Genomic DNA, 26,044 nt, shown 5'->3' on the forward strand with positions numbered 1-26,044 from the left:
TCGTTCAGAATGGACGCTTCATTATCAGAAACTTGAAAAGGTTTAGGTGTACGCATAGAAGATACATTATACGGACAATTCTCCATTAGTTACATTACTTTCCGCATGGACCACTAGTCTCACACTGGTTGTGAAATGAAATATGCCTCATTATTAATTCGCAGAATTTAACGATGAAGGCATAATGGAAATGGTTATTTTATTTATCGAATAATTATTTAATCAGCTATTGGCAAAATATTTAACCCTTCCATATGTTCAAGAATCGAACTGTATAACTCCGTCTCTCGAAAATAGTGATCCTGATAAGCAAGTCTAAGTGAGGACTCAACTTTTTGGTTAGACATGTTGGTATCCAGTGAAACCTGACTTTGTCTATAGATCAAAGATATGATGTTGGTGACATCATGACCGCAGCAAACTTGTAATCTACAAGCTCCTCTATCGCCATATTCAGTTACAATTTGTCTTAAGTATTCACTATTAACGTCTGAGTTCAGGGTATCACTTCTTTGTATAAGTGTGTCAAATAGCTTGTCAAGTTCAACTGTGATATGTGTTTGGTCTACTGTTGTAAATGGCTGTAGACTCAATTTTTTAAAATTTATATTTAGATTAAGTTCGATATTGGCCCAGCGCAGCAAGCCAATTACATAAGCTGACTCAAGAGCTGTGTTTAACAAGTTTTCACGAAGGGTTGTTAGGATGTTTTCATTCGAATATTCAGATATAAATGAATTGAGCGCGGGTGAATTTATTATCATTATTTCCGAATCGTGATAATCAGTCATGAAAACACCAAAATCCCTTTTTGGGGCTGCCGTTTCCATTAGGTGTTCGTTGTCAGCGTCACAAATACCCAAGATTTTTTCTGGGAATTCAGCAAATAAAGTTTCCATTACAGGTAAAAGAGTTTTTTTGCCATTGACGTCTGAAATTTTAACTTTATCCTCCGGGTAGATATCCCTAAGTAGCCTTAAGTCTGACCCTCCTTCAACCAAGAATATTACTTTATCCGTATATAATGGGTGATCAAATAAAAGGCGAATTTCATTTATTTTGTCAATTGGGCCTAAGGAGTTCCTCACGTCAGTCATCCTTCCCCAGGTTGATAGTTAGATCCCAGTTGTCTCCTATAATTTGTGGTGAGTGTGTTGCAATAACTACAGGCATATTTTGAATTTCAATTATTTCTTTTAAGTCATTTAGGAATTCTTTTTGCCATGCGACATGTAAAGATATTTCTGGTTCATCAATTAATACAAGCACATTCGCTTCGGTTTTGAATATTAATTCAAAAAGGAGGACAACTTGATGCTGTTCACCTGAAGAAAGTTGAGTTAATTTTAATTTTCTTTCATCTTTAGTTAAAAAATAGAATCCGCTATCAGGGGCAATCTTAACTTTCTTGAATGATAATCTGTTGTTGTTCAATATTCTTGAAAATATTTCTATTTTTCGATGTATATCGTCGTAAGCAGAAAGTTTTTCTTTAGTGTCCTTGACGTATAGGGTGAGGGCTTTCCGATCTTCGTCTTTTATTTTAGTTGGGATTTCTGGGTTGGGCGGGTGGTGTTCTGTAGCAAATAAATTATAGGAGACTAATTTAGCTGTTTTTTCTTTTAGATGTTTCAGATCGTTTTCTAGAGTATCTGGGCTCGATATACTTAAGCTGAGATTTTCTGCTAGTAATCTTTGAGGGAAGGAGCTGTCTAGCCTTTGAGATATGCGACCTGATTCATCCCTGGATTCTTTAATTAGTGTTGCCAGTTCAGCTGCGTATTTTTCTATTGTGTTAACAAAGTTATTTTTAACTTGTTTATGGCTGGAGGTGTCGTCTCTTTGAATTAGTCTCTGATCTTGAATAAAGTGGACATTTAAGCTACTTCTAAATATAGAAAGCCATTTTGGGGTTATGTCAATATCGATATGGTGATTTTTATGTATTTTAAAATTCAAATAAGCATCAAGAATATCGGCTCTTTCATTTAATTTGTCTTTTTTAAGTGACTCTAGTATTTGTTCATTTCCTAAGTGTAAGTCTTTTTCTCTAATAATGGAGTAGATCTTATCGTTGATGAAATTATCATCTTTAGGGGAGTAGGTATAATTTTCTTGGTCATTTTTTGTTTCGCCTTTGTATATGGTGAAAGATTTTGAGGAATCTTCTTCATTTTTTTCAATTAAGATTGCGCCGTTTGATGAGTACAATTTTATTGATGAAAATTGTAGTTCACTTAAAAAATCCATTTTTGTATTGAAGATGGCGTCTAAAATTTTAAGGCATATAGTTTTCCCATATCCGTTAGGTGCTGTAATTATTGTTATGTTACCTTCCTTGAATTTTATTTCATGATTGAAGTGGCCGAAAAGTCCATTGATTACTAATTTTTTGAGTTTAATCATATTTTCCTGGATGAAATAACATGAGTTGTATCGAGGCTTGCTGGTGTTCGCAGTAAAAGTATCTAGGTTTTCTTCGTGTAAATTCACAGGTTCGGTGTGAAGCTAGTTAAGATCATTGTACTATTAGTTGGAGTAGTTTTCAGTTTTTGCACCCGGAATCCACCATCGTAAATGATTACATTCAGAGTGATTATCTAGATTTTCTTTGATTTTGTATCTTTCATGTCCAAATACTTTTTCAACCCTAATGTATCGTAAATCTTGTCCGATTATATCGGCGGCTTATTGTCGGGCTGAATTTTTCTCATACTAAAGTGAAAGCTAAATAAGTCCTTCTTTTATTATCTGTAAGTTGTAGGTCAATAGTGGCTGTCTTATTTATATTAAGAGCTACAGATGTATGGAGTTCTCTGGTTTGTTCATGATGAATGCTATTTCATATGCAGTTAGCCTCTAGCTTTTTTCTGGACGCTATAGAATTGATGCTAATTCCTTCTTCTAGAGTTGTGTCAAAAGCAATAATTTCACATAAGCGCTTTGAAGGTTCACCAGCAACAATCAGGACACCGCTGTTGGAATTTTTAGCTTCCATAATTTTGAGTCGGTCACTTTCCAATCTCTATGAGATTGTTAACAGTTGGGTAGACTTTTTTTTTCGCAGCCAAATAAAAGTATAAAGCTTGTAGTTACTACTAGTAACTTTGCCAAGATATGCATAACTAGCTCCTTCTAGTCTTTATTGGTGGGTGTCGAAAGCTGCTTAATCTCTTCTATGGAATCTTATCACTTTATAGGTCTGCCCCGAAACTTGTGACAGGCTACAGTCATGTGTTTATCAAATTTCAAAATTCTTCAAAGCATGTTAGAGCTAACTGCCAAGCAATTTTACGCTAGGTTTCGCTTATATTTAGGCATTCAAACAGGTTTGCTCATAAAACGTACTGTAAAAAGGGGCGCCGGTCACTCCTCCCCACGCCTGCCGATTTTGGGCACTCTTTTGGTTGGTGAAATTGAGAATTGGGCGGAGCCGTGATCTGGTGCGGGCTCTAGGGCTATTAGGGATTTCACAAAGTGAAAGGTTTTGAAGTGCTTTGAACAGATTTTTCACTGATCAGAACCTCAGAATACTGGTACAGGCTACAAGGGAAGAGGGCGACAGGAGCATCTTTGTAGCTAGGGCTGGCGCGCTCTGGCTTGATTTGTAATGGCAGCATTGTTCAGGCAGTTATCTTGTGCCCTTACCTTTCTTTACCTCAGCTAATGCCTTGGAGATTGCTTTCTTTGCCTTTGTGTAAGAACTCTTAGGGTCTGCTTCATTAGGCAGAACAGTGAACTGTTTTTCTTTGTCGGTTAGCGGCTTGTTACTCATCGTCATGGTCCTTATCAAGATCAATGATCATTTTTCCGTCTTTGTCACTTTTGCCGGACGCCAGGCCTTCAGGCTCTTTGATTTTGCCTTTCTCAGCTCTCATTTGTTGAGCCAGCTTCTTTAGCCCAGCTTTTGCTCGTTCTTCTTTGGAAAGCCCTTTGAGCTTCTCATCATGAGCAGTATTGAAGTCTTTGATTTTGTCCTTCATCAAATAATTCTCCGGATACAGCTGTCGCTTTTTGGGTCGTATTGGAACCCTTTGTGTTCATAGTAATCTCGGACATCACTATTTATGGGGTGCATGATTTTCACATGCGTAGCGCCGAGAAGAGTGGCATAGGCGTATAGGGCCAAATAGGTTAGGTCTAAATGTGGTTCCCCAGCTTCTGGTGATTTCTCGATGTAGTCCAGCCTTAGCCCTGTAGCGTGATATGTTGGGCGCCCCATAGCGAAGCCTACTAGACGGTTCCCAGCCCAAGTAGCAGATTCAAATCGTTTAGGGAACTTGAGTTTCCAGCTTATCCAGGAAGAAGGCCAGTCCCAATCAACCTTCCGGTTGGGATGATTCTCCCAATGCCGGAAAGCCGTGTAGGAGGCGCTATCGACAAGTGCAAGGCGGGTATCCGGTAGATCCAGTGCCTCATTGGCCATTTGGATCGATTGCCGTCTGAGTTCGGTATACCTGCGCTCTAGTTCCTCGCGCATGCTCAGCTTATAGGCTGCCATATAAACTCCTTTTCAAATGGCTTTCTGCTTTTTCTTTCAGCTTGGAGAAGGGTACCGGCGCCATGAAGGCATGCACTTCCCGCCTCCCTGGCAGTAAGAGATATTTTTGCGTTGAGACTTTGTTGAGACGTAAACGAAAAAGGGCGATACCAAGGAAATTGGTACCGCCCTTCGATGCTTGTAAGTCTATGATTTACAAGACTTTATATGGCGGTGGGGCAGGGATTCGAACCCTGGGACCTGTTACAGTCAACGGTTTTCAAGACCGCCGCTTTCGACCACTCAGCCACCCCACCAAATTGTGCTGCGCATTATACATAGCTTCGTGCTACATACAAGCGCCATTGTGATTTTTTTTAAGTAGTTCAATAGGTTAGGTGATTTATTGACCAACCTCGACAAATACGTCGGGCATAAAAAAGCCGCCAATCCCGGAGGGGTTGGCGGCTTTGGTGGCCGCGCTTAGCCGGCTTCTGCTGAGTTGCGGTCGTTGTCCGCGTCAGTAACTTCCTGGGCTGCCAGGCGAGCCATCCGAGGGTCGTTGGCTGGGCGCGATAGTGAGCGAGGACTGTGGGATATCGCTGCGGGTTGGGCGGTATCCAACGGTTGCTGGGAGCCTAGCTGGCGGCGCTCAGTCACAATAGCCAACTCGAGCAGTGGCTTGGGGTTGATGCGCGGGTCGTTACTTGCGCGGCCTTGAGTAGCGGGCGTGGCAATCTGTTCGGAAGCCTCAGCTTCTGCGGCTACAACTTCTACCTGAGCGGCAGCTCCAGCTGCTTCATCCTGCTGCTCCAAAACTTCTGCAACCTCATGGGCTTCGGTCAGTGCGATTTCCTCGGAATCTTCCGGTTCAGCCTGGGTAACTTCCGTTGAGGTTGGGGTTTCCACTGTAAGCGCTGCCGGCTTTTCACTTGCCGGAGTTTTTGCTTCGCTTTCCACTTTCGCCTGAGCTTGGAAAGCAGTGGGTGCCTCTTCGGTTGCAGCTTTAGCTGTGGGTTTTTCCGCTGTTGCAGGTGCTGGTTGCCTTCTGGCTTCTGCTGGTGTCGGGACCGCTTCCTTTGTGGGGGCGAAGGCTTTTTCCGCTTTTGCAGTAAAAGCTGCATAGGGCTCGGCAGGCTTGGTTTCCCGGGGTGCTTCCGCCAAGGTTTCAGCTTTTACGGCCTTTGGTGTACTTGCAGGAACTTCTATAGCCGGTTTGGCTTGTTCTGCCTGGGCGGATTTTGCATGCGTTTGCTCTCTGCGTTCACTTCTGCGCTTGGGCGCTTCGCTACGGCTCTCTGCGGCGGTATCACGAGACTGCCTTGCTTCGCTCTCCGCTTCGTCAATAGCTTCATTGACTTCGCGATTCAGCTCTTCCTGGCTTTGAGCTACGGCAGCTGCTGCAGTATTTTCAGTGCGTCGACCGCGGCGGCGGGCCTGTGGGCGACCGCGAACATTACTTGGGCGACGCGCTGGGCGCTGCTCACCGCCTTCCCCTGCTTGCTCAATGGATTCTCTGGTGCTCTCGCTCTCAGCTACGATATTGCGATTGTCGTCCCTGCGGCGGTTATCACCACTGCGGCGACGGCGGCGACGGCGCTGGCCTTCACTGCGCTCAGCTCCAGCTTCGCGCTCTTCGAACTGCTTGGCCTGCTGTCTGTCCTCACGTTGATCTTCGCGCTTGGAATCATCGCGGCGATCATCCTTGCGGCGTGTAGGACGACCACTGCGGCTGCCACGACCACCTCGTTGGTTGCGGCTGCGATTGCGGTCGCGCTGGTAATCCTTGCCGCGGTTTTTCGATTTCTGGTGTTTCTTGGGCTCTTCCTCTTCATTCTTGAAGAAGGAGCTAATCGCAGTTATCAATCGGTTGAACAGGCTGGGCTCCGCTTTCTTTTCCGGGGTGGGAGCCGGAGCGGTGTGGGCAATCTGTTGTACGGCAGGTTGGGCCGGGGTGCGCTGAGGCTTTTCATCTTTTTTGGTGATGGTTTCTTCCACGGTGCCGGAAATCTTGTAAGAGGTTTCCAGGGTGGCGGTGTCGTCATCACGCAAGCGCTGCACTTCAAAGTGCGGGGTTTCGATATCCGCATTGGGAACAACAACCACACGGGTCTTGTTGCGGGATTCGATCTGAGAGATGGTCTTGCGCTTTTCGTTGAGCAGGTAGGTGGCGACATTCACCGGGGTGATGGCGCGAATCTCTGCGCTACGCTCTTTCTTGGCCTCTTCCTCAACCAGGCGGAGGATGGAGAGGGCTAGGGATTTGGTGCCGCGAATAGTGCCCTGGCCGCTACAGCGGGGGCAGACGCGGAAAGTGGTTTCACCAAGGGAGGGGCGCAGGCGTTGGCGCGACATTTCCAGTAGTCCGAAACGGGAGATGCGGCCTACCTGTACTCGGGCGCGGTCCATGCTGAGCGCTTTTTCCATGCGCTTTTCAACTTCGCGCTGGTTGGATTTGCTCTGCATATCAATAAAGTCGATCACAACCAGGCCGCCCATATCACGCAGGCGTAACTGGCGGGCGATTTCGTCTGCTGCTTCCAGGTTGATGCTGCGGGCTGTTTCCTCGATGTCTCCACCCTTGGTAGCGCGGGAGGAGTTAATATCGATGGAAACTAATGCCTCAGTGACATCGATCACGATAGAACCGCCGGAAGGTAGTTTTACTTCACGTTCGAAGGCAGTCTCGATCTGGCTCTCGATTTGGTAGCGGTTGAAGAGCGGAATGGCATCTTCGTAGTACTTTACCTTGTTGGCATAGTGCGGCATTACCTGGCGGGCAAATTCTGCAGCCAGCTCGAAGGCACCTTTGTCATCGACGATCACTTCGCCGATATCGTCACGCATGTAATCGCGAATGGCACGGATGATGACGTTGCTTTCCTGGAAGAGGAAATGTGGTGCCTTCGAAGTATCGGCTTCTTCTTTTATGGCGACCCATAATTTCAACAGATAGTTGAGGTCCCATTGCAGTTCTTCGCCGCTGCGGCCAACGCCGGCGGTGCGCACAATAATGCCCATGCCGGAAGGTACCTCAACGCTGGCTAGTGCATCGCGCAGTTCTGAGCGCTCGTCACCTTCAATACGACGGGAGATGCCGCCGGCGCGGGGATTGTTTGGCATCAGTACCAGGTAGCGCCCGGCAAGGCTGACGAAGGTGGTCAGGGCTGCGCCTTTGTTGCCGCGCTCTTCCTTGTCCACCTGAACAATAACTTCCATGCCTTCTTTGACGACATCTTTGATCTTGATGCGGCCTTCAATGTCTTTGGGCTGTTTGAGAAAGTATTCGCGGGAAATTTCTTTCAGGGGGAGGAAGCCGTGGCGCTCTTCGCCATAGTCAACGAATGCGGCTTCGAGAGAGGGTTCTACGCGGGTGATCTTGCCTTTGTAAATGTTGGCTTTTTTTTGCTGACGCGTGCGATTTTCAATATCCAGGTCATATAGCCACTGGCCGTCCACCAGGGCTACACGCAATTCCTCAGGTTGGGTTGCGTTGATTAGCATTCTTTTCATGCGTGTCGTTTTCCTTGCGTTGCGCAAAGGTATGACACCGCTAAACGCAGGCTTGCTTGTCGGCCGCCTACCGGAGAGGACCGGGTAGCGGGGCAGGGAATTGGGGGGCACTATCTCCGCCGCAAATTCGATCTACGCGGCATTTTGAGATGGGTGTTTGACCCGCTGTTCTCACTGCAAAAACTCCGGATAAGCGTCGCTGTGCTGCTATCCGCTGGTACTGAATAGTACCTTTGTTCCTTAAGTACCTTTTGTTAGTACTGCCCTGTACCTGTGCCATAGGCTTCCATGGCAAGGTTGGGCGCCACCCTTCGGTCAGTTTCTAGCTGGGCGGCAAGGTCTGCGTCAACAGTTCTGGCTCTGTAGCTCGGCTTTTGGCCGATATATGTTTCCTATATTATGTTGACTGGGTATACGGAAGCTGGAATACCCAGGTTGCCAGTGCGGTCGCTGGCACTATTTTCTACAGAGCGGGACGCAGGTTATGAGTCGTCCTTTCAAGCGCTGCGGGTCACGGCCCGTCTTACCTTCGCGATATTTACCCACTGAAATTGTGGGCTGTTTTGCCGTTGAGGCCCCCATAAGCTTTTCATTTTTGGGAGGCGCTCATCAGCTAAGTTTCTATCAATAACGCGGCATTTCCGCGCACCGGCCGAACAGCGGTATTTTCTCAGAGACCACGGCTATCTCTTCATGTGGGAAGTTGCCAGTGGCCGAAAACCAGCAGAATTCAGGCCGGTCGAATATAACACGGCCAGGAGGGTGCTTCAATTGTCCCTCCTGCGGCGCTATGATGCGCGTCATGCGAAGTATACCTCCCCTTAAAGCGGCTGCGGCCGATACCCCCTCCGATGCCTGGGACCCTTCTGGCGGCGTACAGTTTTTAACTGTGCCAGATGAGCTGGCCGGTCAGAGAATTGACAACTTTTTGCAAGCGCGCCTCAAGGGTGTGCCTCGTTCAAGAATCTACCGAATCCTGCGTAAGGGGGAGGTAAGAGTAAATAAAGGACGAGTAAAGGCAGAATACAAGTTGGTGGCGGGTGATGTGGTGCGTGTGCCGCCAGTTCGTGCGGCTGAGCAGGTGTCGGCTCCGGTTGCAGGAGAGCAGCTGCGCCAATTGGTGAAAGAATCCATACTGTACGATAACAATGGATTGATGGTGATCAACAAGCCGGCGGGCCTCGCGGTACATGGTGGTAGTGGTGTGCGTCTCGGCCTGATCGAGGTACTGCGGCAGATGTATCCTCAGAGCCGCTTTATAGAGTTGGTACACCGTCTAGACCGAGATACTAGTGGCGCCATTATGGTGGCACGAAAGCGCGCCGTTTTACAGCATGTGCAGTCAGAGCTGCGCAATGGCCAGATAGGCAAGTCATACTTGGCCTTGGCCGCGGGCAAGTGGCCTCGTGGTCGGCGTCTGGTTGAGGCTCCCTTGCGTAAAAACACCCTAAAAAGTGGAGAGCGTATGGTGTCAGTACACCCTGAGGGTAAGCCCTCAGAGACACGCTTTCAGCTGCTGGAGCGTTTTAAGGTCGCCACTTTGGTTTCGGCGGTGCCTGTTACCGGGCGTACCCACCAGATCCGGGTTCACGCACAGTTTGTAGGTTGCCCCTTGGCTGGAGATAGCAAGTACACCTCGGATGAAGTAAACCGAGAGTTTCGCACCCGTGGCCTGAAGCGCCTGTTTCTCCATTCCGCGTCGGTGCGCTGTACACTCCCCAGCGGTGAAAAGGTACATGTTGATGCGCCCCTGCCCAGTGAACTTGAGGCGCTACTGAAGAAATTGCGTAAAGAGCAGGTCTGCTAGTTGTATGTTGGTGATTTTCGATTGGGATGGCACGGTTTGTAACTCGGAGTCGCGCATTGTCGCTTGTATGTTGCGCGCTGCAGATCGGGTGGGGCTACCGGTCCTGGCACCTGAGGCGGTAAGCAATATTATCGGGCTTGGCCTGCCGGAGGCAGTGGCGACGCTATTCCCGGAAGCTGCAAGTGAGGATAAGCAGGCCTTGCGTCAGCTCTACTCTGAAGAGTGGATGGCCGCTCGGGTTGAGCCGCTGCCACTCTTTGATGGGGTGCTGGATACCCTCGACCGGCTGCTTTGTGCTGGGCATCAGTTGGCAGTGGCAACCGGTAAGAGTCGGCGGGGCCTCAATCGTGAGTTTCAAGAGCATGGGGTGGGACACCTGTTTGTCGCCAGCCGCTGTGCCGATGAGACTGCCTCCAAGCCTGATCCACTGATGCTAAACGAGTTGCTGTCTGAAACCTGCCATAAGGCTGAGGAAGCTGTCATGGTTGGTGATACGGTTTACGATTTGGACATGGCAGCGGCTATTGAGATGCCGTCCATCGGTGTTAGTTATGGCGCCCATTGCCCTACCAGGCTGCAGGAATGTCGGCCCAAGGCCATAATTGATGAGTTCTCAGGCCTGCTTAGCTGGCCGCCTTTGGTTCCCTAGTTGCTGGTGCTAGTGGGCTGATGCCGAATTCACCAAGGAAATCTACCAGGCGAATCAGGGGGAGGCCCACCAGAGTGTTGATGTCTGAGCCCTCCAGTTTTTCAAAGAGGGTAATCCCCAGCCCCTCCACTTTAAATGAGCCGGCGCAGTCGTAGGGCTCCTCCAATTCCACATACCGTTCTATTTGCTCAATACTGAGTTGGCGGAAGTAGACGGTAAAGGTTTCTACGGAGCTCAGATGTTTCTTGGTCGCACTATTGAATACGGATAAGCCGGTAAAGAAGGTAATCTTACTGCCTGAGCAGGCGCGCAGCTGGGCGATGGCCCCTTCGCGGTTGCCAGGTTTGCCCAAAATGCGGCCATTGCACTCAGCTACCTGATCAGAACCGATAATCAGAGATTGTGGATTGGCTGGCGCCAGAGCGCAGGCCTTTTCCTCTGCCAATCTCAGCGCCAGCGCGCTGGCACTTTCCCTGGGCTTCGCTTCTTCATTTATATGAGGAGCAAAGTGCCTAAAGGGAAGGCGCAATTGCTTTAGTAGTGTTCTGCGGTAGGGAGAGCTTGAGGCTAGTATCAGTGAAAGGGCCATTCCAGGGACGTTTCCGTAGTTGACTGGTCGAAGTTTGTGACTGGGCGATACTGCAGTGCCTTAATTGTTTTGACAAGGGTAGGGTGAGTCCATAGAATTGCGCGCTTATGTCGATAGCCCCCTCAAAATCAGTATTGCCGAAGAGCGTTGATGCTCGGAAATTGGTGCAGCGCGAACAGTATTTGGACGGTGTTTTGCCGTTGGAATCACTGGATCGACTGCGTACAGCTGTGGAATCTGTGAATGGGGAGATTGTGTCTGAATTGCAATTTGGGCGCGATCTGCAAGGTCATCTCACCGTAAGCGGCAAAGTGTCGTGTACTGTTGAGTTGCTGTGTCAGCGCTGCCTGCACCCAGTGCGCGAGCAGATTGAAGCACAGTTTTGCTGGGGTGTCGTTTGGTCTGAGGAACAGGGCAAGGCCCTTCCCAAAGATCTGGATCCGGTGATCCAGGAAAGTGATGAGCTAGACCTGCACCAGATTCTTGAAGATGAGATTTTGCTCAACTTGCCGATGGTCGCTTACCACGATAAGGAATGTGTCTCCAGGGAGAGCTTCCATATTGGTGAAGTGGAGACGGAGGCAGGTGAGCAACGAGAAAACCCCTTTAAAGTGCTGGAGCAGTTGAAGGGTTCTTCGGGTAAATCCTAGATTTGTTCGGGGAGTTTGGGCTCGCCGGTAGGCGCCCCGGTTCCAGTGAAATTTGTTTATTTTAGGAGCTAGCAATGGCTGTTCAACAAAACAAGAAGACTCGTTCCCGTCGCGGTATGCGCCGCTCTCACGATGCCCTGGGTGCTGGTGCAACTCTTTCCGTAGATCCGACTACCGGTGAGAAGCATCGTCGTCACCACGTGACCAAAGACGGTTTCTACCGTGGTCGCAAGGTGATCGAAATCGGCGGCGGCTCCGAAGAAGAGTAAGCCTTGTCCAGCCAATTGCGATTGGCCGTGGATGCTATGGGCGGGGACTTAGGTCCCCGCTCTGTCGTTCCGGCCTGTGTTAGATTTCTGCGAAATTTCCCTAATGCGCAGTTGAAGTTATTTGGCCCTCGCGCACAGCTTGAGACTCTGGTCCTGGAGTTTTACAGCCCCCGATTTTCTGACCGCCTCGAAATAGTCGATTGCACTCAAGTTGTTACGCAAGAATGTAATCCGTTGCAGGCCGTGCGGCGCAAGCGCAATTCCACTATGGCGGAAGCCTTGAAGGCGGTTGCCGATGGCGATGCCCAGGCTATGGTTACCTCGGGAAATACCGGCGCGCTATTAGCTCTGAGCCGCAGCATCCTGGGTAATATTGATGGCGTTCGAAAGCCGGCGCTGGGTAAATCGGTCCCTTCCGGTCACGGCTCCTGCTATCTTTTGGACCTCGGTGCGAATGTTGGCTGCACTGCGGAAGACTTGTTGCAGTTTGCGCGTATGGGTATTGAGGCCCAGTACATTCATACGGCTATCCCTCGCGAGAGCATTGAGGTTGCTTTGCTGAATATTGGCTCTGAGGCTCACAAAGGGACTGCTGAGATTCGCCGGGCTGCAGAGTTACTGGAGGCGGACCCGGAGATCAACTATGTGGGCTTTGTGGAAGGGCACGACATATTTACTGGCTCTGTCGATGTCGTTGTTTGTGATGGTCTGATGGGTAATGTGGCGATGAAGTCCGCCGAAGGGGTGATTCGACTAATGGGTCAAAAAGCGTTCACCATTGAGAAGAAGGGGTGTTTTAAGCGTTATTTTGGCCAGTTAGCCATAAAGCTGTTGCGAAAATGGCGTACACAGGTGGAGCCTGCCCGCTATAATGGCGCCAGCTTTGTAGGGGTGAAGGGCAACGTGATTAAGAGTCACGGAGGAGCCAGCAGTGAGGCGTTTTACCGGGCAATGGTGACAGCGAAAGAGTGTGCTGATGCCAACCTGGCTGCCAGAGTCGATGCCGCCATGGCGCAAACTGGCGAGCGAAACTCAAAGGAAATGGGGTAGGAAGTACGTTCCCCCTCCTACTGAAATTTGCCAAATAGGTTTAAGGATATCTTATGACCAATGCCGCGCTTGCATTTGTCTTTCCGGGGCAGGGATCTCAGAAGGTCGGTATGCTCTCCGAGATTGCTCAGGAGGCCTCCGAGATCCAAGCCACCTTTGCCGAAGCTTCGGAAGTCCTGGGTTACGACCTTTGGGATCTTTGCCAGAACGGCGAGCAGGAGGCGATTAATCTTACCCAGCGCACACAGCCTCTTCTTTTGACCTCCAGTGTTGCCCTGTACCGCCTTTGGCGTGCCCGAGGTGGGGCCCTGCCCGCGCGCATGGCCGGACATAGCCTCGGAGAGTGGTCCGCTCTGGTGTGTTCCGGTGTGCTGGCCTTTAGAGATGCCGTTCACCTGGTGCGCGAGCGCGGTCGCCTGATGCAGGAAGCCGTTCCTGTGGGTACCGGTGCGATGGCGGCGGTCATTGGCCTTGAAGATGGGGTTGTCGAGGCCGCTTGCGCCAGCGCAGCTGACGGAGAGGTGGTTGCTGCTGTGAACTACAACTCCCCGGGGCAGATTGTTATCGCCGGTAACAGCGCCGCAGTTGCACGTGCGATCGAAGCCTGTAAAGCTGCCGGTGCCAAGAAGGCTATGCCACTGCCGGTGAGTGCACCATTCCATACAGAGTTGATGCGCCCTGCAGCAGAGAAGCTGGCCCCGCAGATTGAGGCGGCGGAATTTAACGCACCTGATATTCCCGTTGTGCATAATGTGCATGCGGAGCCTGAATCAGATCCGGCGGCGATAAAGGCACTTATGATAGAGCAGATCTACCGCCCCGTGCGCTGGACTGCTTGTACCAAGAAGATTATTACCGACGGAGCTACGCAATTGGTTGAGTGTGGCCCTGGTAAAGTACTGGCTGGATTGACCAAGCGGATTGATCGCAGTGTTACTTGCCACAGCATCGATAATCCCGGCAGCTTTAATGAAGCGCTAAGATCTACTGCGGTTTAAGTCGCCCGAGAGCGACGGCTATTAGCCGAATAAGGATAAAGCAAATATGAGTTTGAATATTTCCCTCGAGGGCAAAGTAGCCCTAGTTACTGGTGCTAGCCGCGGAATTGGTGCGGCCATTGCAGATATGCTGGGTGGGCAGGGCGCCACAGTGGTTGGCACCGCCACCAGCGAGGGCGGCGCCGAGAAGATTAGCGCACGCTTTGCTGAGAAGGGCATCAAGGGAGCCGGTATGGTGCTTGATGTTACCAACGTTGAAAGTATTGTTGAGTTGCATTCAGCTATAAAAAGTGAGTTTGGCGTACCCATCATCCTGGTAAATAATGCGGGAATCACTAAAGACAACCTGTTGATGCGCATGAAGGATGATGAGTGGGATTCGGTTGTTGAGACAAATTTGTCCGCAGTTTACCGTATGACCAAAGCGTGTCTGCGGGATATGACCAAGGCCCGCTGGGGGCGGATTATCAATATCAGCTCTGTAGTTGGTAGTATGGGGAACGCAGGTCAGAGTAACTATGCGGCTACCAAGGCTGGTGTTGCTGGATTTGCACGCTCCCTGGCTGCGGAAATCGGTTCCCGAGGAATTACCGTAAATACTGTTGCACCTGGTTTTATCGATACCGATATGACTAAAGTTCTGCCTGAAGCTCAGCGCGAGGCGCTGCTTGGCAAGATCCCCCTGGGTCGACTCGGTCAGCCCGAAGAGATTGCCTCCGTAGTAGCCTTTTTGGCGAGTGATGCTGGTGGCTATGTCACCGGTGAGACAATCCATGTCAATGGCGGCATGTATATGAGCTGATGTGTTCCTAAAAAATATCTCTGGAAGTCATTGATTTTTAGGATATTTAGATATTTGCTGATGGAGGTGCAGGGCCGTGCATTACATCCCCAGGAACTTGGGGTACAATGGCCTCTGAATTATCCAAAAGCTGTGTGAGCCGGTCGTTATCACCATTAATTGGATTGGTGGAATAACAATAGCGACTAAAAACAGATTTTTACCCACTAGGAGTTAAATTGAATCATGAGCAGCATTGAAGAGCGCGTTAAAAAGATCGTTGCTGAACAACTGGGCGTGAAGGAAGAAGACGTTAAGCCTGAAGCCTCTTTTGTTGAAGATCTGGGCGCGGACTCACTCGACACAGTTGAGTTAGTAATGGCTTTGGAAGAGGAATTCGAAACCGAAATCCCCGATGAAGAAGCTGAGAAAATCACTACTGTTCAGCTGGCAATGGATTATATCAAGGACAACCTTGGTTAATTCCTGCTGGGTAGTTTAGGCGCGAGCAGTTTATTCTGTACGTGGCCAAGCGATTTCGAGAGCCGTTCTATGTTACATAGCGCGGCTCTCTTTTTATTAGCACTATGGAATTTTGACCGCTGACCGAATGGTGTTTTCCTCATCGTGCTGAGGGAATGCAGCGGCTGTAAGAGTTTCGGGGGGACCGCAGTGTCGCACAGAAGAGTTGTTGTAACTGGAATGGGCGTAGTCAGCCCACTGGGTAACACCGTAGAAGAGACTTGGTCTGGCATTCTCAAGGGGGCTAGCGGAGCGGCTCCGATTGAAACATTTGATGTTTCAGCTTTCTCAACCCGCTTTGCCGCTACGGTAAAAGATTTTGATCCCACTCCGTATATGCCCGCAAAAGATGCGCGCAAGATGGATACGTTTCTGCAATATGGCTTAATAGCGGGCATCCAGGCGATGCAGGACAGTGGCCTGGAGGTGAGTGAAGAGGGTGCGCCGCGCATGGGCACCTGTATCGGCTCCGGAATGGGTGGCATTATGGCCATCGAAGACAATGCGATGTTGATTGCCGAGAAGGGGCCTCGCCGTGTGTCGCCCTTCTTTGTGCCGGGCGCGATTATCAATATGGTAGCCGGAAACTTATCGATTAAATATGGTTTGCGAGGGCCAAACCTTGCGGTAACCACCGCCTGTACGACCGGAACCCATGCATTGGGTCTTGGTATGCGCACAATTCAATATGGCGACGCCGATGTTATGGTGTGTGGTGGTGCCGAAATGGTCTCCACGCCTGTCGGGCTTGGTGGTTTTTGTGCCGCGCGTGCGCTCTCCACGCGAAACGATGATCCGCAGACAGCGAGCCGCCCGTGGGATAAAGGCCGGGATGGTTTTGTCCTGGGTGAAGGGGCTGCGGTACTGGTACTGGAAGAGTACGAACACGCAATATCGCGCGGGGCAACTATCTATGCTGAGTTATCTGGCTTTGGTATGAGTGGTGATGCCTACCATATGACATCGCCACCAGAAGATGGCGCGGGAGCGGCGTTATCTATGGAGAATGCGCTGAAGGATGCCGGTATGAACGCAGACGATATCCAATATATCAATGCCCATGGTACCTCTACCCCTCTGGGCGACAAAGCCGAGATTCAGGCGGTACACAAGATCTTTGCTGGCGCCACAGAAAATCTGGCGGTTAGTTCGACCAAATCGATGACCGGCCACCTTCTGGGTGCCGCCGGTGCGATTGAAGCCGTTTTTTCTGTGATGGCGATACGCGACCAAGTGGCTCCGCCGACAATCAATCTATATGATTCTGATGAAGCTTGTGCCGGCATTAACCTGGTACCCCAGGAAGCGCAGTCAATGACCATTGATTCAGTACTTTCCAACTCTTTCGGGTTTGGTGGCACTAATGGGTCTTTGATCTTTAAGCGAGTCTGATCCTTCTGCCCGTCGTAGAGGCGGGCAACTCCCGCTTCGAGGAGAGCATGCTTAAATTGCCTCACTTCTATTTTCAGGGGCGACCTGCTACCCAGCTAATTGCCGATAGTGATTATGCAAATGGAATCCTCGAAACCATGCGCTGTCACAATGGAGGTCTGCCATTGTGGCCATTGCACAGATCCCGACTGGAGCGCAGCTCCACCCTAAGCGAGTCGCTTCTTTCTGAAATTGATCGCTCTATTAAAAAATTGGCTTCCAAATGTAGCCAAAATGCGGCTATTGCACGGCTTCGTGCAGGATTTGTTAATGGAGAGCAGTGCTGGGACTTGGCTTTCTTGCCCCTGTTAAAGGCACCTGAAGTGGAGTTTGGAGTTCGTTTATACCTGTGCCGTACTAAGTTGCCAGCATCAGAAAGTAAGAACTTGGGCTGCAAATTTTTGGATCGCAGTCGATATAATGCGGCGAGAGCCGAACTGCCGGATGGTGAGCGTGTCGATGGCTTGATACTTGATAGCTCGGGTCGAGTGATCGAAAGCCTGCGCTGCAACCTATTGGCACGATTTGGAAGCACCTGGGCGACTCCAGATTTGAGCAGGTGTGGTGTTCGTGGTGTCATGCTGGAGTGGCTTTCTGGTCATATCCAGTGGCAGGCACGGGAAATGAATATCCAGGCACTCTGTGAGGCGGATGAAGTGGTCCTATGCAACAGTGTTCGTGGAGTTATACCTGTTGTTGAAATTGTTGGCTATAAAAGCTGGTCGATAGGGCCTGATGCACGGAGGTTACAGCAGTTGATCGTGGAAGCATTGTGGTGAAGAAGAAGCGGGTGGGTATCCTCGGAAATTTGTGGAAGTTCCTCTTTGCAGGCGTTCTACTGGCATGCATGATAGCGGCGGCATCCGTGTGGGTCTTGCAAACAGCCTTGGCGACACCACTGCAGCTACAGGAAAGTGGTTTGCAGTTGCAGGTAGAGAAGGGTGGCAGCCTCTCGAAAACGCTTAGGCAGTTGGGACGCGATGGAATAATCAACTGGCCGCGTTTGGTTCTGGCCTATGCCTATTGGGAAGGTAAGACTGATATTCACTCCGGAGAATACTTAGTGCCCCAAGGCAGCACAGCTATGGACCTGATTGCGCGCTTGAATCGCGGTGAGGTCACCAGTTACAGGGTGACTTTGGTGGAGGGGTGGACATTTCAGCAGGCACTACAAAAAATTAGGGCCGGGCAGAAAATTGTAAAATCTGAAGCGGGCAGAACGGTCGGCGCTGCAGCGAAAGCGCTGGGGTTGGACGAGGGTGCTGTGGAGGGGTGGATTTTCCCGGATACTTATGTGTACCGCTCCGGCACTACCGACATTGAACTCCTGCGTGAAGCTTATGAGCGGATGCAGCAGGTTCTGGAAGAGGAGTGGCGGGCCAAGGGGGATGGACTTCCTTACAAATCCCCCTATGAGGCACTGATTATGGCCTCGTTGATAGAAAAGGAAACTGGACAGCCCTCAGAGCGCGGTGAAATTGCAGGTGTTTTTGTTCGTCGCTTGCACAAGGGAATGAGGTTGCAGACGGACCCCACCGTAATCTATGGGTTGGGTGAGGATTACGATGGCAATCTCACTCGAGCGCATTTGCGCCAGTCAACTCCGTACAATACCTATGTCATTGATGGACTCCCTCCGACACCGATCGCTTTGCCTGGACGTGCGGCTATTAGGGCTGCGTTGAATCCAAAACCGGGCAAGAGCCTTTACTTTGTGGGGAAGGGGGATGGCTCCCATCATTTTTCGGCAACGCTTACAGAGCACAATCGTGCAGTGCGAGAGTACCAGTTGAAGCGACGGGCGGATTACCGATCCAGTCCGGCAAAAGGAAATTAGAAATCGTGTCGCGTGGAAAATTTATAACCCTGGAGGGGGGCGAGGGCGTTGGTAAGTCTACCAACCTGAAATTTATCACCCAGTGGTTAACAGATCATAACATCCCGTTTATTCAAACCCGTGAGCCCGGTGGTACACCATTGGCTGAGCAATTGCGGGAATTACTCTTGGCTAAGCGGGATGAGCCTGTGGACTCGACCGCTGAGTTACTGATGGTATTTGCTGCCCGTGCCCAGCACTTGGTCCAGGTCATTGTGCCGGCACTCGAGCGTGGTGAGTGGGTAATTTGCGATCGTTTTACGGATGCCACTTATGCTTACCAAGGCGGCGGCCGCCAGCTCGATAGGTCGCTGATTGAGCAGCTTGAAAAAACAGTACAAGGGGAGCTGCGCCCCGACAAAGTATTGCTTTTGGATCTTGACCCCGAGATTGGCCTCGAACGGGCAGCGCGCACGGGCGCTGCCGACCGTTTCGAAAGTGAACACCTGGCCTTCTTCCATCGGGTGCGCAATGCCTATCGCGAGCGTGCCGGAGCTTCGCCATCCCGCTATGCCATTGTCGATGCCAGCCAATCCCTGGAGCGGGTCCAGCGGGATCTTGGCCAGGAGCTGGAACGTCTGCTGTAGTGATTCGGTTGTCCGCACTGATTTTGGTGGTATCAGAGCGTGTCATTTCGAGCATATTTTTTAGGATTACAAATTTGGCGATTGTCAGTGCCTGAAACTATTGAACATTTTCCTATCCCCGAGTTAATGCCCTGGCAAACTCTGCAGTGGCAGCGCCTGTGTGCGCAGTGGCGGGCGGGGCGTTGCCCCCATGCTCTATTGCTGGCCGGGCAGGCAGGTCTGGGCAAGCGTGCTTTTGCAGAAGCTTTTTCAGCTCTGGTGCTGTGCGAGCAGCCGCGAAATGGGCAGGCTTGCGGCAGCTGTAAGGACTGTCGCCTGTGGCAGGCGGGTTCCCACCCCGATTTCCTGCGAGTGGAGCCGGAGAAGGCCGGTTCGCCACTGAAAGTGGCGCAAATTCGCCAACTGGGTGATTTTGTCTCCCGTACCAGCGGTCGTGGTGGAGCCCGGCTAGTTTGGTTGGCACCGGCAGAAGCGATGAATATCAATGCGGCCAACGCCTTGCTAAAGAACCTTGAAGAGCCCGCAGCATCGGTGATTTTTTTGCTGATTAGTGATTCTCCGGCAGGGCTGTTACCGACAATCCGTAGCCGCTGTCAGTCGGTTACCTTTCCTTCCCCTCCTGAGGAAGTGGCCCTGCAATGGCTACGCAATCATGGCCTGGATGAGCAGTTGGCTCGACGGGCCTTGATCCTATCAGGCGGCGCTCCATTGTTGGCGGCTGAACTGGCAGAGCCGGATTTGTGCGAGGTGCGTGAACAGTTCCTGCGGGAGCTCACCAGCGTAGCTGAGGGAAGTACCAGTGTGGTTAGGGCAGCTGAGCATTGGGAGGCACCCTCTGAGCAAACGAGCTTGGAGCAACTTCTGCAATTTTGGCAGCAGTGGATTACGCAAATGGCCCAGCTACGCAGCTGTGACTTAACTGGTGATACACAGCTGATGGCATTGTTACAGCGGCTGCCTGGAGTAGGCGAGGAAAGTCTGCGCCCATTGTTCAGTTTCTACGATCACTTGTTACAAGCGCGCAAGGGGCTGGTGAGTGGAGCGAATCCGAACCGTCGCTTGCTGCTTGAGGAGTTGATGATTCGCTGGGCCAGGCTCTTTGCTGTTTAGCTATTGCTCTTAAGCCAGGACACGAATTTACAGCTAAAGGCGCGAAAAAGACGGAAAAGCGCTATTTCTGGACAGAATCAGTACGCTCAGATAAGTTAGCGCATCATTAAAGAACATTGAGGTTGATCATGAAAGCCATGGGAGGCGGTGCCCGTAATGGCATCCTATCGCTGAAGATTCAGGACAAATCAGTTCTCTATGCGGCTTATATGCCCTTTGTGAAGAATGGTGGCTTGTTTATCAGTACGGATAAATCTTACAGTCTTGGCGATGAAGTGTTCCTGCTATTGAGCCTGATGGATGAGCCGGAGAAGCTACCAGTCGCTGGCAAGGTAATTTGGATTACTCCAAATGGAGCCCAGGGCAATCGCACCCCGGGAATCGGCGTTCAATTTGGCGATAAAGACAATATCGCTCAAAATAAGATAGAAACTTATTTGGCTGGCACACTTGAGTCCAGCCGACCCACTCACACGTTGTAACCCACACATGCTCGTAGACTCCCACTGTCATCTGGACAGATTAAAGCTCGATAAATTTGATGGCGATCTCGATGCGGTGCTTGATCTGGCTCGTAGCCGAGGTGTCGGTAAGTTCCTTTGTGTTGGCATTAGCCTTAAAAATGCTGATGCGGTTGTTGGAATTGCAGCCCGCTATCAGGATGTTGTCTGCTCGATAGGCATTCATCCGCTAGATGTGGAGTCCGGCTTGGCCGGTGTCGATGAATTGATCACAATGGCTGAGCGGCCCAATGTAGTGGCGTTGGGCGAGACCGGTCTCGACTATTACTACAGCACGGAAACCAAAGAGATTCAGCAGCAGAGCTTTATTGCTCATCTGCAAGCCGCTGGGCGCGCAGAATTACCGGTGATCGTGCATACCCGCGATGCACGTAAAGACACAATTGAGCTCATCCGTACACACGGTAACCTGGAAACTGCTGGGGTCTTGCATTGCTTTACCGAAAGTTGGGAGATGGCGAAGTCCGCCTTGGATCTCAATTACTATATATCCCTGTCCGGTATTGTCACTTTTAAGAATGCTGAGGAGTTGCGGGATGTAGCGCGCAAACTGCCTCTTGATCGCCTACTGGTGGAGACCGATTCACCTTATTTAGCGCCAGTCCCTTATCGGGGTAAGGCCAATATTCCAGCTTATGTGCGTGAAGTGGCGGAGTTTATCGCCGAGTTACGCGGTATCCCTTACGAAAAGTTGGCTGAAATTACCACAGAAAACTTTTTCAGATTATTCCCACGGGCAGCCTAGCCTGTTCCCACGATAGGAAGTACCCGAATGATGAAGCAGCAATTGCAGGTCATGCTGACTCTGCAGGATGAAATTAATACAGTAGTCAATGAAAATTGGCGGGCCCAGAATTTTGCTTGGTATCGCGCTATCTGGGTGGAAAGTGCCGAGCTGCTGGACCACTACGGGTGGAAGTGGTGGAAAAAACAGCAGCCGGAAATGAATCAGGTAAAACTTGAGCTGGTAGATATTTGGCACTTTGGTCTTAGCTTGGAGCTGCAGCAGGGATCACCAGAAAAAGTGGCCGCAACCATGCTGGGTGAACTGAAAGTGGAGCAGCGAACGCCGGGAGATTTCCGCGAGAACCTCGAATCTTTCACACTCAACACCCTGGCCAGCAAGCAGTTTGATTTGGTCGGTTTTGCGCAATTACTTGCCGATGTCGAAATGTCCTTTGCTGAACTGTACCAGCGTTATGTCGGTAAAAATGTACTCAACCGTTTCCGTCAGGATAACGGTTATAAAGACGGTACTTATGTAAAAAATTGGACTGGTCGAGAAGATAATGAACACCTGGCAGAAATTGCCGGACAGCTCGACGCCTCAGCAGTGGATTACATTGATCAGGTGTATCGCTCTCTGCAAGAGCGTTATCGGGAAATTGCACTGGCATAATCGTTCTTTAAACGCGCCGGCTTAACGATGAAGAATTTCGTCGAAGAAATTGAGCTGGTAATTCTATTGCTTGAGGTGAAATTTGCACACGAGGCCCTATAATGCGGCCGCTTACAAACGAGGAGAACTATCGTGAAAGCACCTGTTCGTGTTGCTGTTACCGGCGCCGCCGGTCAGATCAGCTATTCGTTGCTGTTCCGTATCGCTTCCGGTGAAATGCTGGGTAAAGATCAACCGGTTATTCTGCAGCTGCTGGAAATTACTCCGGCGCTGGAGGCGCTGAAAGGCGTAGCCATGGAGCTCGAAGACTGCGCTTTCCCGCTGCTGTCGGGTATCGTTCAGAGCGATGATGCTACTGTCGCATTTAAAGATGCTGACTACGCTCTACTCGTTGGCGCGCGCCCCCGCGGGCCGGGCATGGAGCGTAAGGACCTTCTGGAAGCTAACGCTGCCATCTTCTCTGCACAGGGCAAGGCCCTGAACGATGTTGCCTCGCGCAATGTAAAGGTACTGGTTGTCGGCAACCCCGCTAACACCAATGCTTTGATTGCCCAACGCAATGCACCAGACCTGGATCCGCGTAACTTTACCGCCATGACCCGCCTGGACCACAACCGCGCCCTGTCTCAGCTGGCCAATAAGACTGAGTCCAGCGTTAATGATATTTCCCACATGACTATCTGGGGCAACCATTCCTCCACCCAGTATCCGGACTTGCACCAGGTTAAAGTTTCTGGCACTCCGGCTATGGATAAAGTGGAGCAGGATTGGTACGAAAACGACTTTATTCCGACTGTGCAACAGCGTGGCGCAGCTATCATTAAAGCGCGTGGTGCGTCTTCTGCGGCATCTGCCGCTAATGCGGCTATCGATCATATGCGCGATTGGGCGCTGGGCACTGCTGAAGGCGACTGGACCAGCATGGCTGTATACAGCGATGGTTCCTACGGCATTCAGGAAGGCCTGATCTACTCCTTCCCTTGCACCTGTAAAGATGGTGACTGGAAAATCGTACAAGGAGTAGAGATCAACAATTTCTCCCGTGAGAAAATGACTGCCACTGAGCAGGAGCTGGCGGAAGAGCGCGATGCAGTAGCGCACCTGCTGCCATAAGCGTATTGGTTGATCAGCCTGTCGACAGGTTGGTCGAATCAAGAAAGCCCGCATAATAGTGCGGGCTTTTTACGTTGATCCTTTACGGCACACAGGGTTGAACCATCGGGTCGCCCTGAGAATGTGGGCTGATAACACTGGCACTACACTGATTGTAAGTATTTGCCGGAACTTGTTGCCATGGTCACAGAAGTCGGCCGCCACTCCTCCCGCTGCGCCTGTATTCTCTTGCAGCCAAACCAATCTCTTTCGGTTTCTGGCAACTTATGGGTATTTTTCTCTCTAGTCGCAGTTTCCTTGGGTATCAGCCTGGCTTTCGCTTTTGCCGGCGCCTGGATGATCCTGCCATTTGCTGGTCTGGAGATCTTGCTGCTGGCGGTGTTATTTGCCTATGTGTGTATGGAGGGAACCCGTCGCCAGGTGATACGGATCAATGATAAGCAGGTGGTATTTGACTGCTGTAAGGGTTTTAGGCAGCAGAGTGTTTACCATCGCGAGTTTTCCCGCGATAAATTGGCTCTCCTGGTGCGTATGGGAGCCAGTTCGGCTGAGCCGGCCAAGGTCAGCTTCAGTGGGCCTGAGGGCTGCCTGGAGGTTGGAGAATTCCTCACAGATGCAGAGAAGGCTGAGTTGGTGAAGAAGCTCGGACGGATTGGTATTGCCGCACGTAAAGAGCAGGAGTTTCACTTGCGCCAGTTTTGATTTCTCCACTGGGTGGCATCCCATTAAGCACTTTTCGATATAATCCCCACATTATTTGAAAAAAACTCCCGAGGGGATTTCTTATGGCTTTTCCTAAGATTGGCAATTTGGCGCCGGTTTTTACCCTTACAAACCAAAGTGGCGAGAAGGTTTCTCTTAAGGACTTTCGTGACAAAAGTAACGTTGTACTCTATTTCTACCCTAAGGCGTTGACACCGGGATGTACTACTCAGGCCTGCGGAATCCGCGATAGTAAAAGTGATTATAAAAACGTTGGTACCGTAGTACTTGGAGTCAGCCCGGATCCCGAAGCCAAATTGCAGCGCTTTATTGAAAAGCACGAACTGAATTTTGACCTTTTGTCTGATGAAGATCACAAGATTGCAGATAAGTATGGCTGCTGGGGCCTGAAGAAGTTTATGGGCAAGGAATACATGGGGTTGATCAGAACTACTTTTATCATTGATAAGAGCGGCCGTCTGCGTCACATCATCGATAAGGTCAAAACCAAGACACACAGCGAGGATGTGCTCAGTTGGATTGAGGAAAACCTAGGTTAGTTACTCGGATAGGTGACGGCCTGGTGGACATGTAGGCTGTCTCCAGGCCCCGTTTTTGGGCGTTGGGTAGAGAAAGCGAGCACCGCAGCCATGTATTTCTGCCCCATACAGCACAATAAGATGAAAAAAACCACTGTCGCCCCTTGCATTCTCAATTCTTGGTCTATACTGGTCGTTGTAAAGGAAAGGTGCGCCGGCAAGAGAGTATTTCTCTGTGGGGTATTGTCGGAGCGGTTAGTTTAAAAATTGTACATCTCTGTGAAGGATTCGATGTCTGTTTTAGGTGCATCCCGCATCGAGTAGTAGTCCGCCGAAGAAGTTGGTGTGGGCAAGGGCAACCGGGATTCGCTGGACGCGGACATAGAAAAATAACTGCGGCTCACGGAACTCAAAAGGAGCAGCTCGATGAACCATACTCAGCCCGACCAGACTTCGCTCTCTGAAGACAAATCCCTCCAGCAGGCCAGGATATCCGGTGACCCGAATATTCTCGACCAGCTGCTGGCTCCCCCGGAGGCTACCAGCTTTGGCATTGCTGCCAGGGTGATCGATGTGCTTGAGCAGCGCATCGGCAAGGCCTCCCTCGCAATCCGCCCCGTTGCATCTGACTTAAGCATGTCCACCCGGACTTTGCAGCGTCGTTTGCAGGAGCACAACCTGAGCTTTGCCTCATTGCGTGATCACGTGCGCTTCCGCCATGCGGTGCACTTCCTCAAGGACACTGCGCTCAGTGTTGACGGAATCTCAAGGATTCTCGATTTCTCTGACAGAACCAGCTTTACCAGCGCCTTTAAACGCTGGACAGGTATGTCGCCAACTGGCTATCGCCGTCAGGTCCGCCAACGCTTTTGAGTGCAAATTGATTGGGCCGATCCTTTTGGGATCGGCCCAATCCGTTGCCTCCGCGTGGTAAACCCGTTAGAGTTGGCGGCAATTTTATAAGCTGACTCTTTGAGGTTTTGCATGAGCTTTTTTATTCCCTCTGCCATGGCACAGCAAACCGCGCCGGCACCACAAGGTAATCCAATGATTACACTGCTGATGTTTGCAGGCCTGTTCGCGTTCATGTGGTTTTTTATTATTCGCCCTCAACGCAAGCGTCAAAAGGAGCACCAGGAGCTGGTTGGCGCCCTGAAAAAAGGTGATGAAGTGGTGATGAGCAGCGGTATGCTCGGCCGTGTTGATAAGGTGGATGAAGACTACATTGTTCTGGAAGTTGCGGACAACATGTCCTTGAAATTCCAGAAAGTGGCAGTTCACGCTGTTTTGCCAAAAGGTACAATTAAAAAGATCTGATAGTTTTTTGGCTTGATCTTATGATTGTCCAGTTGAGAAAGCCCGGCGATTGCCGGGCTTTCTCGTTTCTGTGAGCTTGATTCTTTGCAACCTATGTTTTCCCATAAAGAAAAAACCTCTTGGAAGAGCAGTGTAAGGTAA

28 protein-coding genes and 1 tRNA gene are annotated in these 26,044 nt (G+C 50.5%); 21 read left to right on the forward strand and 8 right to left on the reverse strand.

Going from position 1 to position 26,044, the window contains the following annotated elements; translation table 11 throughout:
* Positions 1-218: 218 nt before the first annotated feature.
* The 7 genes from ACCI49_RS11045 to ACCI49_RS11075 form a co-directional block, all read right to left on the reverse strand.
* Positions 219-1,088 (reverse strand): hypothetical protein, encoded by an 870-nt coding sequence (locus ACCI49_RS11045; RefSeq protein ID WP_371839018.1) that lies wholly within the window; start codon positions 1,086-1,088, stop codon positions 219-221.
* Between the two features lies 1 nt (position 1,089).
* On the reverse strand, positions 1,090-2,406 hold the full coding sequence (locus tag ACCI49_RS11050; protein WP_371839019.1) for an AAA family ATPase: 1,317 nt from the start codon (positions 2,404-2,406) through the stop codon (positions 1,090-1,092).
* Positions 2,407-3,767: 1,361 nt separating this feature from the next.
* Positions 3,768-3,983, reverse strand: a complete 216-nt coding sequence (locus tag ACCI49_RS11055) for a hypothetical protein (protein ID WP_371839020.1) — start codon at positions 3,981-3,983, stop codon at positions 3,768-3,770.
* The gene (locus ACCI49_RS11060; RefSeq protein ID WP_371839021.1) at positions 3,983-4,501 is read right to left on the reverse strand and encodes a hypothetical protein; all 519 of its coding nucleotides are present in this window, start codon (positions 4,499-4,501) and stop codon (positions 3,983-3,985) included. Before ACCI49_RS11060 ends, ACCI49_RS11055 begins: the two co-directional genes overlap by 1 nt.
* A gap of 208 nt (positions 4,502-4,709) precedes the next feature.
* Positions 4,710-4,797 (reverse strand) — tRNA-Ser (locus ACCI49_RS11065).
* A gap of 166 nt (positions 4,798-4,963) precedes the next feature.
* Positions 4,964-7,993, reverse strand: coding sequence for an Rne/Rng family ribonuclease (locus ACCI49_RS11070; RefSeq protein ID WP_371839022.1), 3,030 nt, complete (start codon positions 7,991-7,993; stop codon positions 4,964-4,966).
* Positions 7,994-8,617: 624 nt separating this feature from the next.
* Entirely contained in the window at positions 8,618-8,797 is a 180-nt protein-coding gene (locus ACCI49_RS11075) for a hypothetical protein (protein WP_371839023.1), read from the reverse strand.
* Between ACCI49_RS11075 and rluC the strand changes: the two genes are divergently transcribed.
* Together rluC and ACCI49_RS11085 are read left to right on the forward strand one after the other, a co-directional pair.
* Positions 8,796-9,800, forward strand: coding sequence for a 23S rRNA pseudouridine(955/2504/2580) synthase RluC (gene rluC, locus ACCI49_RS11080; RefSeq protein ID WP_371839024.1), 1,005 nt, complete (start codon positions 8,796-8,798; stop codon positions 9,798-9,800). The genes ACCI49_RS11075 and rluC overlap by 2 nt on opposite strands.
* A 4-nt stretch (positions 9,801-9,804) precedes the next feature.
* Positions 9,805-10,449: an HAD-IA family hydrolase gene (locus tag ACCI49_RS11085; protein WP_371839025.1), complete on the forward strand. Its 645-nt coding sequence runs from the start codon at positions 9,805-9,807 to the stop codon at positions 10,447-10,449.
* On the opposite strand, the gene ACCI49_RS11090 is transcribed toward ACCI49_RS11085, so the two are convergent.
* Entirely contained in the window at positions 10,424-11,038 is a 615-nt protein-coding gene (locus ACCI49_RS11090; RefSeq protein ID WP_371839026.1) for a Maf family protein, read from the reverse strand. The genes ACCI49_RS11085 and ACCI49_RS11090 overlap by 26 nt on opposite strands.
* 107 nt (positions 11,039-11,145) lie before the next feature.
* On the opposite strand from ACCI49_RS11090, the gene ACCI49_RS11095 reads away from it, so the two are divergent.
* The 19 genes from ACCI49_RS11095 to yajC all read left to right on the forward strand — a co-directional run bounded on the left by ACCI49_RS11095 (position 11,146) and on the right by yajC (position 25,903).
* A complete protein-coding gene (locus ACCI49_RS11095; RefSeq protein WP_371839027.1) occupies positions 11,146-11,688 on the forward strand; it encodes a YceD family protein in 543 nt (180 codons plus the stop codon).
* A 74-nt stretch (positions 11,689-11,762) separates the two neighbouring features.
* Positions 11,763-11,957 carry a 50S ribosomal protein L32 gene (gene rpmF / locus ACCI49_RS11100; RefSeq protein WP_020415201.1) on the forward strand — a complete coding sequence of 65 codons (195 nt, stop codon included), beginning with the start codon at positions 11,763-11,765 and terminating at the stop codon, positions 11,955-11,957.
* 3 nt (positions 11,958-11,960) lie between these two features.
* Positions 11,961-13,007, forward strand: coding sequence for a phosphate acyltransferase PlsX (gene plsX / locus ACCI49_RS11105; RefSeq protein ID WP_371839028.1), 1,047 nt, complete (start codon positions 11,961-11,963; stop codon positions 13,005-13,007).
* Positions 13,008-13,060: 53 nt separating this feature from the next.
* A complete protein-coding gene (gene fabD, locus ACCI49_RS11110; RefSeq protein ID WP_371839029.1) occupies positions 13,061-14,005 on the forward strand; it encodes an ACP S-malonyltransferase in 945 nt (314 codons plus the stop codon).
* A 46-nt stretch (positions 14,006-14,051) separates the two neighbouring features.
* The gene (fabG, locus tag ACCI49_RS11115) at positions 14,052-14,807 is read left to right on the forward strand and encodes a 3-oxoacyl-ACP reductase FabG (RefSeq protein ID WP_371839030.1); all 756 of its coding nucleotides are present in this window, start codon (positions 14,052-14,054) and stop codon (positions 14,805-14,807) included.
* A 225-nt stretch (positions 14,808-15,032) separates the two neighbouring features.
* Positions 15,033-15,269: an acyl carrier protein gene (acpP, locus tag ACCI49_RS11120; protein ID WP_020415205.1), complete on the forward strand. Its 237-nt coding sequence runs from the start codon at positions 15,033-15,035 to the stop codon at positions 15,267-15,269.
* A gap of 189 nt (positions 15,270-15,458) precedes the next feature.
* The gene (fabF, locus tag ACCI49_RS11125; RefSeq protein WP_371839031.1) at positions 15,459-16,700 is read left to right on the forward strand and encodes a beta-ketoacyl-ACP synthase II; all 1,242 of its coding nucleotides are present in this window, start codon (positions 15,459-15,461) and stop codon (positions 16,698-16,700) included.
* A gap of 47 nt (positions 16,701-16,747) precedes the next feature.
* Positions 16,748-17,518: an aminotransferase class IV gene (locus tag ACCI49_RS11130; protein ID WP_371839032.1), complete on the forward strand. Its 771-nt coding sequence runs from the start codon at positions 16,748-16,750 to the stop codon at positions 17,516-17,518.
* Entirely contained in the window at positions 17,515-18,576 is a 1,062-nt protein-coding gene (gene mltG, locus ACCI49_RS11135) for an endolytic transglycosylase MltG (RefSeq protein ID WP_371839033.1), read from the forward strand. The genes ACCI49_RS11130 and mltG overlap by 4 nt, the downstream gene beginning before the upstream one ends.
* 5 nt (positions 18,577-18,581) lie before the next feature.
* Positions 18,582-19,202 carry a dTMP kinase gene (gene tmk, locus ACCI49_RS11140; RefSeq protein WP_371839034.1) on the forward strand — a complete coding sequence of 207 codons (621 nt, stop codon included), beginning with the start codon at positions 18,582-18,584 and terminating at the stop codon, positions 19,200-19,202.
* Between the two features lie 87 nt (positions 19,203-19,289).
* Positions 19,290-20,312 carry a DNA polymerase III subunit delta' gene (locus ACCI49_RS11145; protein WP_371839035.1) on the forward strand — a complete coding sequence of 341 codons (1,023 nt, stop codon included), beginning with the start codon at positions 19,290-19,292 and terminating at the stop codon, positions 20,310-20,312.
* Positions 20,313-20,440: 128 nt separating this feature from the next.
* Positions 20,441-20,794: a PilZ domain-containing protein gene (locus ACCI49_RS11150; protein WP_371839036.1), complete on the forward strand. Its 354-nt coding sequence runs from the start codon at positions 20,441-20,443 to the stop codon at positions 20,792-20,794.
* 7 nt (positions 20,795-20,801) lie between these two features.
* On the forward strand, positions 20,802-21,578 hold the full coding sequence (locus tag ACCI49_RS11155; protein ID WP_371839037.1) for a TatD family hydrolase: 777 nt from the start codon (positions 20,802-20,804) through the stop codon (positions 21,576-21,578).
* Between the two features lie 27 nt (positions 21,579-21,605).
* Entirely contained in the window at positions 21,606-22,232 is a 627-nt protein-coding gene (locus ACCI49_RS11160; protein WP_371839038.1) for a dUTP diphosphatase, read from the forward strand.
* Between the two features lie 132 nt (positions 22,233-22,364).
* Entirely contained in the window at positions 22,365-23,345 is a 981-nt protein-coding gene (locus tag ACCI49_RS11165; protein WP_371839039.1) for a malate dehydrogenase, read from the forward strand.
* Positions 23,346-23,525: 180 nt separating this feature from the next.
* Positions 23,526-24,047 (forward strand): DUF2244 domain-containing protein, encoded by a 522-nt coding sequence (locus ACCI49_RS11170; protein WP_371839040.1) that lies wholly within the window; start codon positions 23,526-23,528, stop codon positions 24,045-24,047.
* An 83-nt stretch (positions 24,048-24,130) separates the two neighbouring features.
* Positions 24,131-24,607, forward strand: coding sequence for a thioredoxin-dependent thiol peroxidase (gene bcp / locus ACCI49_RS11175; protein ID WP_371839041.1), 477 nt, complete (start codon positions 24,131-24,133; stop codon positions 24,605-24,607).
* Positions 24,608-25,012: 405 nt separating this feature from the next.
* A complete protein-coding gene (locus ACCI49_RS11180) occupies positions 25,013-25,459 on the forward strand; it encodes a helix-turn-helix domain-containing protein (RefSeq protein WP_020415217.1) in 447 nt (148 codons plus the stop codon).
* A gap of 111 nt (positions 25,460-25,570) precedes the next feature.
* The gene (gene yajC, locus ACCI49_RS11185) at positions 25,571-25,903 is read left to right on the forward strand and encodes a preprotein translocase subunit YajC (protein ID WP_371839042.1); all 333 of its coding nucleotides are present in this window, start codon (positions 25,571-25,573) and stop codon (positions 25,901-25,903) included.
* The last annotated feature ends 141 nt before the right edge of the window (positions 25,904-26,044 follow it).

This window comes from Microbulbifer epialgicus (genome assembly GCF_041447265.1).
Lineage (GTDB): Bacteria > Pseudomonadota > Gammaproteobacteria > Pseudomonadales > Cellvibrionaceae > Microbulbifer > Microbulbifer epialgicus.